At 63.0% G+C, this 15651-nt stretch carries 10 protein-coding genes; 2 read left to right on the top strand and 8 right to left on the bottom strand.

All coding sequences use genetic code 11. The features are described from left to right. Positions 1-185 precede the first annotated feature (185 nt). The 6 genes from C8D82_RS14625 to C8D82_RS14650 form a co-directional block, all read right to left on the bottom strand. Entirely contained in the window at positions 186-914 is a 729-nt protein-coding gene (locus C8D82_RS14625; RefSeq protein WP_116885091.1) for a tRNA threonylcarbamoyladenosine dehydratase, read from the bottom strand. Continuing rightward, positions 907-1536, bottom strand: a complete 630-nt coding sequence (locus C8D82_RS14630; RefSeq protein ID WP_165833100.1) for a TatD family hydrolase — start codon at positions 1534-1536, stop codon at positions 907-909. The genes C8D82_RS14625 and C8D82_RS14630 overlap by 8 nt, the downstream gene beginning before the upstream one ends. Continuing rightward, the gene (gene ruvC / locus C8D82_RS14635) at positions 1536-2045 is read right to left on the bottom strand and encodes a crossover junction endodeoxyribonuclease RuvC (protein WP_165833101.1); all 510 of its coding nucleotides are present in this window, start codon (positions 2043-2045) and stop codon (positions 1536-1538) included. Before ruvC ends, C8D82_RS14630 begins: the two co-directional genes overlap by 1 nt. 580 nt (positions 2046-2625) lie before the next feature. Then, a complete protein-coding gene (locus C8D82_RS14640; RefSeq protein WP_116885030.1) occupies positions 2626-3381 on the bottom strand; it encodes a YebC/PmpR family DNA-binding transcriptional regulator in 756 nt (251 codons plus the stop codon). Between the two features lie 81 nt (positions 3382-3462). Next, a complete protein-coding gene (locus C8D82_RS14645) occupies positions 3463-4908 on the bottom strand; it encodes an MATE family efflux transporter (RefSeq protein ID WP_116885031.1) in 1446 nt (481 codons plus the stop codon). A gap of 100 nt (positions 4909-5008) precedes the next feature. Continuing rightward, positions 5009-5311, bottom strand: a complete 303-nt coding sequence (locus tag C8D82_RS14650; RefSeq protein ID WP_116885032.1) for a hypothetical protein — start codon at positions 5309-5311, stop codon at positions 5009-5011. 125 nt (positions 5312-5436) lie between these two features. On the opposite strand from C8D82_RS14650, the gene C8D82_RS14655 reads away from it, so the two are divergent. Continuing rightward, on the top strand, positions 5437-6630 hold the full coding sequence (locus tag C8D82_RS14655; protein WP_116885033.1) for a pyridoxal phosphate-dependent aminotransferase: 1194 nt from the start codon (positions 5437-5439) through the stop codon (positions 6628-6630). 495 nt (positions 6631-7125) lie between these two features. Beyond that, the gene (locus C8D82_RS14660; RefSeq protein ID WP_116885034.1) at positions 7126-8646 is read left to right on the top strand and encodes a sigma-54-dependent Fis family transcriptional regulator; all 1521 of its coding nucleotides are present in this window, start codon (positions 7126-7128) and stop codon (positions 8644-8646) included. A gap of 67 nt (positions 8647-8713) precedes the next feature. Here C8D82_RS14660 and C8D82_RS14665 read toward each other — a convergent pair whose 3' ends face one another. Both C8D82_RS14665 and C8D82_RS14670 read right to left on the bottom strand, forming a co-directional pair. Continuing rightward, on the bottom strand, positions 8714-10336 hold the full coding sequence (locus C8D82_RS14665) for a glycoside hydrolase family 36 protein (protein WP_116885035.1): 1623 nt from the start codon (positions 10334-10336) through the stop codon (positions 8714-8716). Next, a complete protein-coding gene (locus C8D82_RS14670; RefSeq protein WP_116885036.1) occupies positions 10333-15642 on the bottom strand; it encodes a dienelactone hydrolase family protein in 5310 nt (1769 codons plus the stop codon). The genes C8D82_RS14665 and C8D82_RS14670 overlap by 4 nt, the downstream gene beginning before the upstream one ends. Positions 15643-15651 lie beyond the last annotated feature (9 nt).

The following is a 15651-nucleotide window of genomic DNA, read 5'->3' on the forward strand; positions in this document are numbered from 1 at the left end:
TTAACATACTTGGCATTATGCGAAACAACAGCCCCTTCAATCTGACACAGTCACATCTTCAATATAATTATATTACACTTTAAAATAAAAAGCAATACCTTCAAAAAGAAAAATCAGTTTTTTTGAGATAAAAAAACAGCATGAGACAAAATTGACCTCATGTCGGAATAGTTGACGACGGAATTTCAGAGGGCGCGCAATACGACCGACGCGCAGAAACAGCCGAAGGCGGCAGGCATATAGGAGAAGGTGCCGACCGTGGAGTGGTTATGGCCGGCTTCGTCCTGCCAGGCGTGAACGGCGGCCCTGGAAACCTCCTCCGGAGAAAAAACGGTTTTGACCCCTTTGTGGACACCGAGATCCCGCAGCCGGGTGCGAACCGCACGGGCCAGCGCACATCCCCGGGTTCTGGAGATATCCGCAACCTGAATCAGCGACGGATCAGTCTTGCCGCCGGAACCCATCGAGGAGATCAGCGGAATTTTCCGCTTCCGGCAGCCGAGAATGAAAAACACCTTCGGGGAAAGCTGGTCGATCGCATCCACCGCATAATCGAAACGGGTTTCCAGCAGCCGGTCGATCTTTTCGTCGCGGATGAATTCCACGAGCGGAATGACCTCAATGGCCGGATTGATTTCCCGGAACCGTTCCGCCATCACCTCCGCCTTGGGGCGGCCGAAGTTCGCGGTCAGCGCCGGAAGCTGGCGGTTACAGTTGGAGGGTTCGACCACATCGCCGTCCACCAGCGTCAGACGCCCCACTCCGGCGCGGGCCAGCTGTTCGGCCGCATAGGCGCCGACGCCGCCGACGCCGAGCACCAGCACGTGCGCCCGCCGCAGCCGCTCCAGCTTCCCATCGCCGACCAGCAGCCGGGTCCGCTGCTGCCGCCTCTCAAAATCCTCGTATTCATTCATGATGCAAAAACTCTTGAAAAGTTTGATCCGTGATCCGTTCCAGCTCCGCATAAGAGAGATTCAGCCGCCGGGCCGCCCGCTCCAGAATCCATTCGACCGGCTCCGGCGATGTATCGGTCTCAAAACCGATCCCGCCCAATCCGGCGGAACGCAGATGCTCCATCAGCTCCGGTCGTTCCAATGCCGCCGGGGCCAGCGATACATAAAAGCCATGACTTCGCAACTCCTCCAACAGCTCCGGGCTTCCCCGGAAACCGTGAAACAGCCGTTTCAGGCCGCCATAGGGTTTCGTTTCGGCCAGCAGCTCCGGCACCATCCGCACACAGTGGAACACCACCGGCTTTTTCAACGCCCGCGCCGCTTCCAGCAGCAGCTTCAGCCAGCGGCGCTGCACTTCGCAGACCGGCCCGCGCAGCCGGTCAAGCCCGACTTCGCCCAGCGCCGCCGCGCTTTCCAGCAACTCCGCAAAGCCGCCGGGCAATCCACCCTCCACGGTCTCCGGCAGGTGCCACGGATGGAACTCCAGCGACCACGGCCATCCGCCGCCCGGTTCCGGGTACGGAACCGACAACAGCGTGACGGCGCCGCTCTTACACACATGGCTGTGGAAATCGCTCGCCACTACAGGGGTTTCCCCATCTTCTCCGCCAGCGTCGGACGCATCGCCAGCTGTGCGTGGCAGATCGCCAGCGCCAACGCATCGGTGGAGTCCAGCGGAATGCGTTCGATTTCGATCCCGAGCTCGGCGGCAAGCAGGATCGCAATCTGCTCCTTGGTGGCCATGCCGGTGCCGACGGCGGCGCGCTTTGCGGTCTTGGGGGAATATGCGTAGGTCGGCACTCCGCTTTCGACAAGAGCGGTCAGGATGCCGCCACGCGCCATGCCGAGAATGATCGCAGTGGAGGCGTTGCGCCCCATGAACGGCTCCTCGATCGAAGCGTAATCGGGATGAAACGCCTGAACCAGCTCGCGGATACCGCCGGCAAGCCGCCGCAGACACTCGGAATGGGGCAGCTTTGGGGAGTTCGCGATCACGCCGCAGTCGAGGATTTCCAGATGCGACAGCGAATCCGTGCGGATCACGCCGTACCCGGTAGTGCGAATCGCCGGGTCGATGCCGAGAATGACCATAATGACCTTTCCATAAAAATTTACCCGCCGCCGGGTACTGCCCGGCCGGGGGTTCGGGAGGCAAAGCGCCCCGACCATCGGAGACTTTACATGGGCGGAACGCCCGGCTGCCGGAGCCGGATTGTAAATCCGGCCCGCCTTTGAAACGGCAGGCTTTCCCCCGCCTCCTGATCCTTTACAACTTCCGCGGTTAAAATCACTCTATTACAACTTGCGCGCCATCTCTGTTTACGCACATGACCGTATAAGGGCAATGTGCGACTTGAAGGCGGAGATGAATCTCCGCACTCCAAAGACGCTTCGCGTCAGGGGGGAACGCTCCCGCGCCCGCACGGTTGCGTCTGCAATTACCAACTGATGTTGACGCCCCTCGCAACGGCTCCGCGCTCCGAACCGGCCGCTCAAAGGCGCTTCGCTTCCTTGAGCGGCCGTGCACTCCGCCGGGCGGTACTGCCGCATCGCGGCCGGCAAGCTGCCGGCGGCGCAAACCGCCTTCGGCGTTTTTTATATGATTTTTTTATGTGAAGAGGGGACGGGTCCATCTCTGAAACCGCCCCCTTTGCTTCAACCGCGCACCGGCTTACTCTTCTTCCAGCTGATCCGCAATCGAATCGTCGATTTCGTAGTTCGCCGTCACCTGCTGCACGTCGTCCAGCTCTTCCATGCGTTCCACCAGCCGGAGCACCTGGCGCGCAATTCCCGGATCGGTCAGCGTCGTGACCATCTCCGCACGGCGGGTCACCTCGGCTTCTTCCGTCGGAATGCCCTTTTCCTCAAAGACCTTCGCCAGCGGTTCGAAGAATTCCGGTTCGGCCCAGACTTCCGCGACGCCGTCCTCGACGGTCAGGTCGTCCGCGCCCGCTTCGAGCACCACATCCATCAGCTTTTCCTCATCCGCCCAGTCGCCGGTGATCGTGAAGTGCGCCATGCGCTTGAACATGCGCGCCACCGCGCCGGAAGCCGCGAGGTTGCCGTTGTTGCGGTCGAACGTCATGCGCACATCGCTGATCGAACGGTTCTTGTTATCGGTCAGGCACTCGACCATCACCGCCACGCCGCCGGCGGCATAGCCTTCATAGGTGATCTCCTCGTACACGACGTCGCCGAGTTCGCCCGCGCCTTTCTTGATCGCGCGCTCGATGTTCGCATTCGGCATGTTGACCGCCTTCGCGGAGGTCAGCGCGGCACGGAGCCGGGGGTTCGCATTCGGATCGGAACCGCCCATCTTCGCGGCGACCATAATCTCCTTGGCGATGCGCGAAAACGCCTTGCCCTTGACCTTGTCGGCAGCTTCTTTCTTATGCTTGATGTTGGCCCATTTACTATGCCCGGACATGATGTTCTCCAGTCGTTGAGTTATGAAATTCCAAATAATTGCCTATAAATTAACCCGCGAAACCGCAAATTTCAAATTTTTTTACGGGTTTTCACGCGCAAGCTCTTCCAACGGAATCCGGTTGTCCTTTTTTTCGATCAGTTTGATCCTGCGCCACTTCCCGGTATTGAAGCGCCACAGGAAGATCATCGCATCCACCAGACAGACGCAGGCCACGAAGCCCCAGACCATATAGATGGAGCTTTTGAACACCTGCGTCAGCAGCACCACGCCCGGCACCAGCAATCCCCACGCCGTCAGCGAATTCAGCAGGAAAATCGCGATGGTGTCGCCCGCGCCGCGCATCGCGCCCATGAACACGAATTTCACGCTGTCCCCGGCGTTGAACAGCGCCGCCGCCGCCAGCACCCCGACGCAGATATGCCGTACCTCGTCGAAATCCACCGACTGCTCCGCCGGAGAAAAGAACTGCGCGAGCTGGTCGGGCAGTCCGGCGTAGATCAGCGCCCCCAGAAAAGCGTAGACCGCCGACAACCGCCACGCCCGGTAGGTCGCATTCTGCGCGATGCCGTGCCGGTTCCGGCCGATGTACTGGCCGACCACGATCGCGGTCGAATCCGACAAGCCCATCAGCGGCACGAAAAAGATATTGTTGATCGACAGAGCGATCACGCTCGCCGCCAGCGCCGCCGGGCCGAGGTTGCCGATCATGAAGGTCACCATCGTCCAGGCGCCGACGTCGATGAAGGTCTGGAAACCGGCCGGAGCGCCGAAGCGGACCAGCTTCATCAGCAGTTCCGGGCGGAACTCCCAGCGCTTCCGGGTCGGAATTTTCCGCTGGTTCTGGCTGTAGAAGTAGACCATCACCGCAATCATCAGCGCCATGCAGCAGATGCTGGTCGCGATGCCCGCGCCGAAAATGCCGTAGGCGGGCAACCCGAGCTTGCCGAAAATGAAAATGTAATCGAGAAAGATGTTCAGCAGACATGCGCCGATGTTGATCACCGCGACCGGAATCGTCCGCCCCTGTCCTGAAAAGAATGCGAAATAGGGCGCCGCCATGCAGATGAACACACCGCTCGGCAGCAGGCTGGTGAAATACTCGATCTCCCGTGACAGCAGTTCAGTCGGATGGCCGCTGCGCTCGATGAAAAAGATTCCGATCGGCGGGATCACGAAGGTAATCACCAGCCCGGCGAAAACCGCCAGCGTCTGCCCCGCCCACACCGCGCGCAGCAGATTGCTCCGGTCGTTCGCGCCGTGATACTGCGCAACCAGCGCCGACGTGTAGTTGCAGGTCGCCAGAAAGAACGCGAACAAGGTGAAATACAGAATGCCGCCCGGCATCGACGCGGCGACGTCAAGCGTTGAGTTTTCGGCCAGAAACTTCCGGTCGACGAACTGCATGATGCTGTTCGTCGCACTCATGATCACCAGCGGATACGCGATTTTGCAGATTTCCAGGTAGCCGCCGTGGCCGACAAAACTGCGGCGGCTGAACGAACTTCGAATTCCAAAGAGTTCCATATGATTCCTTTATAATAAAAGAGTCATTAATATAGAGGCTGTGTTGCAAAATTCAAACAAATCCGCCTTTTTATAATCAAAAAATCCGAATGGTTTTCATTCAGAGCCGTTCTTCGTCCGGGTCGAACTCGTATTCGGGAGCGGACTCCTGCGGCTCGATCCGTTCCCGCCACCGCTCGGGGCGGCGGTTTTTGAGCCAGAAGAGCAATGCGCGTACATCCGGCACGATCTCCTTGGTCACCTTGCGGCGTTTGGCGGTCTCCAGCACCTTGCCGGACTCCCGGTCGATCATCTCCTCGGTGTGGACCTCCTCCTGCTTGAAACCGAGCGCCCGCTTGAGCAGGGCTTTTTCAATCGCGTCGAGCGGCTTCTCCTCCGGCGCGGCGTATTTTTTCTGAGTCATGGCAATCTCTCCTGATTCCGGTGAAAACTTTTCAAAAGTTACAATTTTGTCAACCTTCCGCTTGTACGGAGCCGCTTTCGGGGTTAAATTTTATGGAATGCCATTGACACAGGAGAACAGTCATCATGCAATTGATTACCGATGAAATCAAAGGATACGTCGCGAATTCTTCCATGATCCGCCGGATGTTCGAGGCCGGGATCGAACTGCGCAAAAAATACGGCGCCGACAAGGTGTACGACTTCAGCCTCGGCAATCCCGACCTGCCGCCGCCGCCGGAGGTCAAACAGGCGCTCGAAACGATCGCGGCGCGCGCCGACCGCCCCTTCGCGCTCGGCTACATGCCCAATGCCGGTTATCCGGCGCTGCGCGAAAAGCTCGCGGTCCATCTCTCCAAAGAGCAGAACGTGACGGTTCCGGCCTCCCATGTGATCATGACCTGCGGCGCGGCGGGCGGCATCAACGTGTTTTTCCGTGCCGTGCTGGAGGCGGGCGACGAGGTGATCTGCCCGGCCCCGTACTTCGTGGAATACGGCTTCTACGCCGGAAACCATCGCGGCAGGCTGATCCCGGTGCCGTCGAAGGATTTCACCTTTGAACTCGACCTCGACGCGCTGGAAAAGGCGTTCACCGCGAAGACCCGCGCGGTCATCCTGAATACGCCGAACAATCCGACCGGCCAGATTTACACCCGCGCCGAGCTGACCCGGTTCGCCGAAATCATCGCGGCGATGGAAAAGAAATACAACCGCACCATCTACGTGGTTTCGGACGAGCCTTACCGCTTCCTGAATTTCGACAACGTGGAACTGCCGGGGACTTTCGAGCTTTTCCCGCACAGCGTGGTGATCGGTTCCTACTCCAAGAACCTGTCGCTGGCGGGCGAGCGGCTCGGCTACATCGCGGTCTCTCCGAAAATCGAGGGCGGCGACGAGCTGGTCGCGGCGCTGACGATCTGCAACCGGATTCTGGGTTTCGTGAACGCTCCGGCGCTGGCGCAGCAGATTCTGGAGGTGTGCATGGAAGCGCAGGTGGATCTTGAGATTTACCGGGCGCGGCGCACGGCGATGGCGAAAATCCTGACCGACGCGGGAGTGGAGTTCAACATGCCGCGCGGGGCGTTCTACTTCTTCCCGAAGTCGCCGGTGGCGGACGACCGGCAATTCGTGGACGCGCTGCTGAAGGAGTGCATCCTGGCGGTGCCGGGGTGCGGCTTCGGCGGGCCGGGCTACGTGCGGCTGGCGTTCTGCGTAGACGCGAAGGTGATCGAGGGAGCGGCGGAAGGGATGAAACGAGCCGTAGCCTCCCTCAAAAAATAAAAATTAAAAAGAATAGCCGCGCAGCGGCGTCCGCACCGGCACGTTGCCGGTCGCAGTCCAGCGCGCGAACTGCGCTGGTCGCTTTGCGCAGGCGCGGGGCCGGAGCGAAGCGAAATGTAAGGCCGGCGAATACCGGCCGCAATGCGGCAGTACTGCCCGGCGGAGCGCGCGACCGCTCAAGGAAGCGAAGCGCCTTTGAGCGGTCGGTTCGGAGCGCGGAGCCGCCGCGGGGGGGGGCGGCGACGTCAGTTGGTAATTGCAGACGCAACCGCGCGGGCGCGCGAGCGTCCCCCCGACGCGAAGCGTCTTGGGAATGTATGGCTGTTTTCAAGTCGCACATTGCTCTTATACGGTCATGGGCGTAAGCAGAGGTGACGTGCGATTGGAAAGCGGAGCTGAAGTCGGCTTCGCCGCCCCTGCGGGCTCCGCACTCCAAGGTTGTATAGGCTGCACGACCGACAACATGCCGGGGCGGAATATCGACAGGAAAGTTTCATGAACCGTTGCAAAAATCTTGAGATGGCCGTGCTGAACCAAATCAGCCAGGCCGTGCTTCGCGAGAAGAACGTCTCCGCGATGCTGCAGCTCGTGCTCGGCATTCTGTACCGCGAGATGGGGCTCCTGCGCGGCACCGTCACCCTGCGGCGCGGCGACCTGCTCTATATCGAAGCCTCCCACGGGTTGAGCGAGGCGGAGATGCGGCGCGGCAAGTACCATCTCGGCGAAGGCATCACCGGACAGGTCGCCCTGACCGGCAAGGCCCGGATCATCCCCGACATCTCCCGCGAACCCGAATTTCTCGACCGCACCGGCGCACGCGGCCGCAACTCCCACGTCGCCTTCATCTGCGTGCCGATCCTGCACAAGGACGAAGTGATCGGCACCATGAGCATCGACCGCGAAATGCTTCCCGGCGCCGACCTCGAACGCGACTTCAATTTGCTCGAAATCGTTGCCAACCTGATGGCGGAAGCGGTTTCGCTGTGGCTGGGCGAGCACGAGGAACGCTCCCGGCTGATGGCGGAAAACGCCCGGCTGAAGCAGGCGCTCGACCGCATCTCCGTCCCTGCCGAGGTGATCGGCAACTGCCAGGCGATGCGGGCGGTCTACGCGATGATCGAACAGGTGGCCTCCAGCAGCGCCACCGTGCTGATCCGGGGCAATTCCGGCACCGGCAAGGAGCTGGTCGCACGCGCGATCCAGCGCACCGGCAGCCGCAAGGACAAGCCCTTTATCGTGGTCAATTCCGCCGCCCTCCCCGAGAACCTGATCGAGAGCGAGCTTTTCGGCCATGAAAAGGGAGCGTTCACCGGAGCGGTCAGCCGCCGGATCGGCCGCGTCGAAGCCGCCCACACCGGCACGCTGTTCCTCGACGAGATCGGCGACCTCAGCATTGCGATGCAGGTGAAGCTGCTGCGCTTCCTGCAGGAGCGCACCTTCCAGCGGGTCGGCAGCAACGAGGAGCGCAGCTCCGACGTGCGGGTGATCGCCGCCACCAGCCGTAATCTGGAAAAACTGATGGAGCAGGGGCTTTTCCGCGAAGACCTCTACTACCGGCTGAACGTATTCCCGATCCACCTGCCTGACCTCGCGGAACGCCGTTCCGACATTCCGCTGCTGGCGGCCCATTTCCTCGCGAAGTTCAACAAGCTCCACCGCCGCCGCATCCGCCGGATCTCCTCCTCCGCGATGAACCTGATGACCGCCTACCACTGGCCCGGCAACGTCCGCGAACTCGAAAACTGCATCGAACGCGCCGTGCTGACCGCCACCGACGACTCCATCCACTCCTACGGACTGCCCGCCGCACTGCAGGCGGCGGCCCGCCATCCCGGTTCCAATTCGCTCGGCGATTTCGCCAGCCGGGTCGAAGCGTTTGAACGCACCCTGATCGTCGAGGCACTGAAAGCCAACCGCGGCAACGTCGCCGCATCCGCCCGGATGCTGAATCTCACGATCCGCATTCTGCACTACAAGATCGGCAAACTGGGCATCACACCGGCCCTCTACCGCTGATCCGCCGTTCATCCGCTGATTTTCCGTTACTTCCGCAATCAATTGCAGTTGTGTAGATTACAAACCGTCACTTCTCGATCACGCACGCGGAATGCGCCGCGAGACGCACGCGCAGCGGCGACAGGAAGTCCACCCCGGCATCCCCCGGGTTGAAGAAGAAATACAACGTGCGCCCATCCCGCTCCGCAACCGCGGTTCGAAATTCCGGGTCGAGAAAACGGGCCGGAGCCCCCGCCAGCCGGATCAGGCGGCGCAGCGTATCGCGGGCGGCGCCGTCCAATTCCGGAATCTTATCCCCGGAGAGGACCAACCCGCCGGAAGCCAGCAGATGCGCCGCGTGAAAGCCGAACTCCGCCGGGGTCAGCGCGGAACCGTTCTGATTGGTCAGCACCGCGCAATCCGGGTCGTTCAACCAGAGCCGCCCGTGCTGCCAGTTGCGGCGGAAACATTCGGCAGCCAGCATCCGGAAAGTTTTCCAGTTCCGGTTGATGTCCCCCGTGACCCGCATTCCGTCGCAGCAGCCGAGGCTCGGCCACATCGGCGCGTTGCAGCCGAGGATGAACGCCCCTTCGCCCGCGCCGTCGCGGATCGCCGCCATGCCGGAGCGGTACGCTTCCACCGAGGTCACCGCACCGTGCCGTCGGCCGAAGGGGAATCCGCCCCACACATTCGCATCGAGCTTGAAATAGCGGCAGCCCCACTCCCGGCGCATCACCCGGAACACCTCCCGCAGCCACGCACACGCGCCGGGGTGCGAACCGTCCAGCATATACCACGGCCCATTGCGCCAGCCGCCGAAGGAGCAGTCGCCCGACGAGAGCGGCTCGCCCGCTTCATTCCGCACGAAAAACTCCGGGTGTTCCCGGAACAGTTCGGAATCCGCCTCCGCGATAAACGGGGCCACCCAGAGCGCCGGTTCAAATCCGGCCTCCCGGACCCGTTCGCAAAGGCTCCGCACCCCGGCGGGGAAGTTCGGGTGCGGCGTCAGCCAGTCTCCCATCTTCGCCTGATAACCGTCGTCGATCTGGATGAAACGCAACTCCGGCAGCGACGCGCGGATCGCGGCGAGATTTTCAAAGATATCCCGCTCGGTCACCTCCGGCCCGTAACTGTACCACGAACACCAGCCCGCCGGCTGCGGCCCGTTCCAGCCTGGGCGCGAATGGTTCGCGGCCAGCCGGGCGGAGAACTCCGCCAGCAGCGTTTCCCGGTCGAAGCCGGAAGCGGTGAAGAACTCCTCCAGCTCGACCGTTTCACCGGGAGCAAGCTCCAATTGCTCCAGCTCCAGAACCGCCTCAAACCGCTCCGGGTTGAAATGGAATTTCCCGCTGAAGCGGCGGCAGGAGCTGAATCCGGCCAGTTGCACCGGTTCCCCGGCCGGAAACAGCAGCCACAGATTGTAACAGCTGAAAAAGCCCTCCTTCCCCGGCAGCCGGTAGTGCCCGGCGTCGGAGTAGGGGGTCAGGCTCTCGAACCGCTCCAGCGTGCCCTGATATTGCGAAAGCATACTGTATCCCTCGCCGTAGAAACGGGTCGATGCCGGACAGCCGGGAGTCCCGGCGAACAGCACCACCTCACCAAAGCGGCGCGGCGCATCGCCGGTGTTGGTCAGCATAATGCGGCAGCGGTTGCCGCTCCATTGAAAGTTCAGCTCCGGCGACGCGGCGGCACAGGCGGCAAAATCGATCATGGTTCCCGGCTCCCGAAATTCGGCGCGGTCGCGCCGGTTCTCTCTCCGTCATACACATTCAAAAACCAGCAGCGCGCCGTCTCCGGCAGCGCGGCCCGGATCACATTCCCGGCGATCTCCGCTTTGACGCTCCTGTAATTCCGCTTCTGCTGCGGTGTCTCCGCCGGGTCCTCGCTGCAGTACAGCTCCGCCCGGAGGTTTCCAGCCGCCGGACTCAGCAGCGGCGCGGAAACAACGCCGTCCGTCAGCGTCATCGCGCCGACTTCCGGCGGAGGCGGCGCCCCGTTCAGCCCGGCGTCGACGGCCCGGAGCACCGACGGCAGTTCAAAGCCGACGTGGGAATGCGATTGTTTCGGCAGCAGCAGCCGGCTCCGGGTGGTTGGCGCGGTTTCCGTGCTTTTCAGCCAGCTTTCCAAACCGAAAGAGCCGTCGTCCGCCCCGATCACCCAGTACAGCGGCACCTTCGCGAACGGCAGGAACCGCCCCGGATCGTACCAGCATGAACGCCGCCCCCTGCCGAAATCCGAACTGGCGTCCCCCGCCGCCCAGAAGCCGCAGCCGTAGACCGGCACAATGAGCCGGAACCGGTCATCCAGCGTCGACACGATCGAACCGAATACGCCGCCCCAGCTCACGCCGACCAGCCCGGTCTTTTCCGGGTTCACGTTCGGCAGCGAACGCAGCAGCGAATGCGCGCTGATCACGTCCGCCACGCTCCGCAACTGCCAGTCGGCGTCGGAGCCGCCCGCCAGCGGCACTCGTTCCGTACCGTCGGGAGCCAGCGGGCGCTTGCCGTAGAGGTCGGGAGCCAGCACCGCGTACCCCCGTGCCAGATACTGCTTCGCATAGCGGGCGAAGGCGGTTCCGCCGCCGCCGTGCACCAGCAGCACCGCCGGGAAACCTCCCGCCGGAGGCGTTCCGGCCGGAATGCCGCAGTAGGCGAACACCCGGCCCGGCCTGCCGTCCGGCAGCGGCCAGCCGTCGTAGGTCAGCGCCTGCAGTCCCGGCACCTCACTCTCCGGGAAGCCGGCAGGACGGTGCGGCGGCACCTGGAAAAGCCGTTCCGTATCCCAGATCGCGGCGGCCGGGTTGCCGTCGCGCCGCTCCGGCAGCAGCAAAGTCGCGAACTTCACGTCTCCCATGAAGAGCGGCACGCCGCCCGCAAGGCTCATCTCGCGGTGCAGGTCCTGCCGGACCTCCTCCGGCGTATCCACGTCGTGAAGCGTGATCCCCAATCCGAGTGATTCATCCGGCTTCGCGCCGAACAGCGTCAGCGGCAACGCCAGTTCGTAGACGGTGGTTTTGCCGTTCTCATCGCGCCGGATCGCCGCATCGAGCGTTCCGGCGGGCAGCGGCACCACTCCCTTCGGCGGCGAGCCGAAAATCTCCTGCGCCAGCACCGACCCGTCCGCATTGCGCGTGAAACTCAACCGGCGGCAGTTGCGGAATTCGCCGTTGCCGTCCGAATCGCGTCCCAATGCAATGATCAGCGAATCTTCCCGCCACGGCTGGGCCGGATTCACCGTCGGCAGCGCGACGTCGTCCTGTACCCGCACCGTCAGGAACAACCGTTCCCGGTCGACGCCCAGCGCATAGCGCGCCGAAAAATCGGCGTTTCCCCGGTGGCGCTTCTGCTGATAGGTCAACGCCCCGCCGCCGAAGTCGCGGCTGAAGAACTGCGGCGGCCAGTCCTGCTGCAGGCCGTCGATTTCCGGGGCGGCCATCACCGCCGGAAGCAGCGCGCCGAAGAACCGTTCCCGCTGCGCCTGCTTCCCGGCGGAGGTGGATGCCTCCACTTTCAGGGTCTTGAGCCTGAGCCCGTCGTATTCGAGCTTCCCCGCCGGAAGTTTCGCCTCGACGGTCCGCTTGCCCGGAACCGCAATCTCCGCCGCCGCGAACTCCCGGCCATCGTAGAAAGCGCGCAGTGTGAACCGCTGTTCCCGGGCGGAGAGATTGGCGACCGGCACGGTGAACTCCAGCCGCCCGGCCCCGTCCAGCCCCTCGCGAAGCTCTCCGAGTTCGGCCAGGCCGGTCACATCGAGCAGCATCGACTCCAGCGGCCGCCCCGCCGCATCCAGCGCCGCCAGCTCATAACAGCCGGTTGCCAACTGCACCGGCAGCCGTTCCGAAACCGGCTGAACCCTCCCGGCGCGACGCAGTTCCAGCCGGGGCGGTGCCGCGGCGCGGAACACTCCGGCCAACGCTTCACCCGGCGCGACGGCACGGCGGGAAACGGCGAACACCGACTCCGCGCTCCGCAGAGCCGTCGGCAGCACCGCGTCCGCCACTCCCAGAATATACTGCGGGAAACGGCCGACTGTCAGCGTCAGCACGCCGTCCTTTGTTTTCACGGTGCGCACATTGCCCATGATATCGTAAACGGCAAGCTCCGGCACTCCGGCCGGCAGGCTCAGTTCCCGCTCCCCCTCCGGGCTCCACACCGCGATCAGGTTCGCATCGCCGCGCCGGAAGCTGTACGCGAAGACCGCCGGATCGAGCTGATCCAGCCGCCCGAGCGATTTCGTCCCCTCCAGCAGCCGGGTCATCGCGGCGGCGGCCATCATGGTCGGTTTCGGCTCCAGCGAGGCCGCGCCGAATTTGTGATCCTTGATATAGCTCGAAGTGTTGAAGGAGATTCCGTACCCCTGTTCGCCGCCGGAGCTGTCGAAACTGCAATAGTCGGTGGTGTAGAAAAACCACGTCGCGTCGAAGCCCTCACCCAGCGCGATCAGGTGTCCCCGGGTGAAGCGCGAAACATGGTTCATCAGCAACTCGTGGGTCAGGTCGCGCACTTCGCCGCCGCGGTAGTCCACACCCCACTCGGTGTTGATCACCGGAGCGCCGGGCGCGATGTAGCGGTCGGCAAGCTGCCGGACCCGGCGGCAGTCACGGTGAAGTCCCGCCTTCTCCGGTTCTTCCCGGACCGGCAGGAAATAGAGGTGGATCAGGACGCCGTCCAGATAGTTTCCGAGCCCTTTTTTGAACAGCGTCTCCATCTTGTCCGCGCCGCGGGCGATCACGCCGTAGTTCGCGCCGAGCAGCCGGGCGTCCGGGTCGGCGGCGCGAAGCCCCTCGCGGGCGGCGCGGTAGTATTCGATGAATTCGTCGTCGTTGCCCTGCCAGTGCCAGTCCGGCTCCCAATGGAGCTGAAAATAGTTGTGTCTGCGCTGCGGGAAAAAGACTTCCCGGCGCGCTTTCAGATCGCGCGCAATTTTCTCCACCACGGCAGTGTAGCCCGCCGCGTCGCCGAGCGGCCACGCCTGCGCCTGCACGTTGTTCCACTTCCCCTCCTTGTCCACGTAGGCAGGCAGCTTCAGCAGATGGCGGGGGACGCCGTGCAGGTCATGGATCTCCATCATGCCGTTCCGCGCGGTGTAAGGCGGTTCCTTCCGGCGGTAAGCGGCGGCGTCAAGCGGCCGGAACGTCCCCGGGGTCGGCTCCAGGGCGGCCGGGGAACGGCTGTCGTAAACCCACTTCATGCCGACCGTCGGGTAAAAAGGGCGGTAGGGGTCCCCTTCCATGAATCTGCCGCTCTCAATGAAGTTCGTCCCCTGTCCGCCAAAACGGGATTCCGCGCTGTCGGCGAGCGGCAGCGGTTCGATTTCAGGTAGAACGCCGAAGCAGACATAACCCGGCAGCCGCGAACCCTTGAACGGAACCGTCGCCCCGGATTCCGCCAGTTTGAGGTAGAGAAAATAAGACCCCGCCGCAGCGGGGGGAGGCAACGTCAGCTCCACGCCTCCGGCGAGCTGCCCCGGAGTGACGGCGGAGCTGCCGCGCGCGACCTCCCGGTTCAGGAAATCGCACAGCTTCCACTCCAGCGTATCGTCGGCGGCGATCCGGTCCGAATGAATCCGCAGCATGACCGGCTCGCCTTTTCGATAGATGCTGAACCGCTGCTGTTTTCCGGTGAAATCGGCGGTGATCGCCGGAGCGTCGGGATCGTTCTCCAGCTCCGTAAAGCGGACGTCGTCCAGATAGATATCGCCGTCGCCGGTGGTGAACAAATGCAAATAAACATGTTCCGCCCCCGCCGGAGCCGTCGCCGTCACCTGAATCAGCCGGTATTCGCCGCCGTCGAGCGCCATCGGTCTGGTATCCAGCTGTGGTCTCGCGAGCTTGCCGAGCCACTGCATCTGCACCAGCCCCGTCCCCTTGCCCTTCATTTGCGCGCTCAGCCGGTAGGTCCTGCCCGGCGTGATTTTCCTGAAATCGACCGTGACCCGACCGTTGCCGGTCAACTGCATCGCGCCGACGCCCCGGTACGCCTGCTGCCCGGAATCGTCGTACCGGAAGCTGCCGGTCGGATTCACATAGCAGCCGCCGACGTTTCCGGCACCGGTCAACGGTTCTTCAAAGTCGAGCAGCGCCGGGTCCTTCTCCGCCGCGACCGGCTTCATATCGATATTGTCGATGTACATCGAACCGCCTTTTTCCGGGAAAAAGAACAAATAGGCGTGGTTTGCCCCCGCCGGAGCCGTCGAGGAAAGCGAAAGCCGCCGGTAGGCCTCCCCCAGCTTCACCGATCGCGTTTCGGAGCCGATGATCCGGTTGCCGTCGCGCCACTCCACCTTCGCCGCCGCCGTCCCGGAACCTTTCACGAACGCGCTCAGCCGGTAGCGGCTCTCCGTCGCCGGTTCCTTGAAATCGATGGTGATCCGTCCGTCGCCGGTAAGCTGCATCGCCCCGATGCCGTTCCGCGCCTGTTCGCCGGAGTCGTCATACCGGAAAGTCCCGGTCGGATTCACGAAGTGCGGCCCGATCCCGCCCGCCTTGCGCACCGGCGTTTCAAAATCCAGCAGCACCGGATCGGTTTCAACCGCCAGCGCCTCCATCGAAACATCGTCGAGCAGCATCTCGCCGCCTTTGGCCGGATAGAAGACCAGATAAACGTGCTTCACCCCCGCCGGAGCCTCGCCGGTCACATTGATCCGGGCATATTTCCCCGTCAGCGGCAGGGAGGAACGGTCGGCACGCAGCACCTTATGCTGCTCCCCGAGCCACAGCAGTTCCGCCTGCGCCGTCCCGGAACCTTTCGCAAACGCGCTCAACCGGTAACGCTTTCCGGCCTCCGCCTCCCGGTAGTCCATCGTCAGGCGGCCGTCGCCGGCCAGCGCCAGCGCCCCCTTGCCGGAGCGTGCGTTCTCTCCGCCGCCGTCATACCGGAAATTTCCGGTCGGATTCACGTAAACCTTCCCCGACGGCCCCGCCTTCAGCAGCGGCTCTTCAAAATCGAGCGTCCACGCCCCCGCCGAAATCCCGGCGAAGCAGCCCAGCGCCAGACAATAAGTAAAAACAGGATTCATCGAAACACC

Origin of the sequence: Victivallis vadensis (assembly GCF_003096415.1) — a bacterium.
GTDB classification, from domain to species: domain Bacteria; phylum Verrucomicrobiota; class Lentisphaeria; order Victivallales; family Victivallaceae; genus Victivallis; species Victivallis vadensis.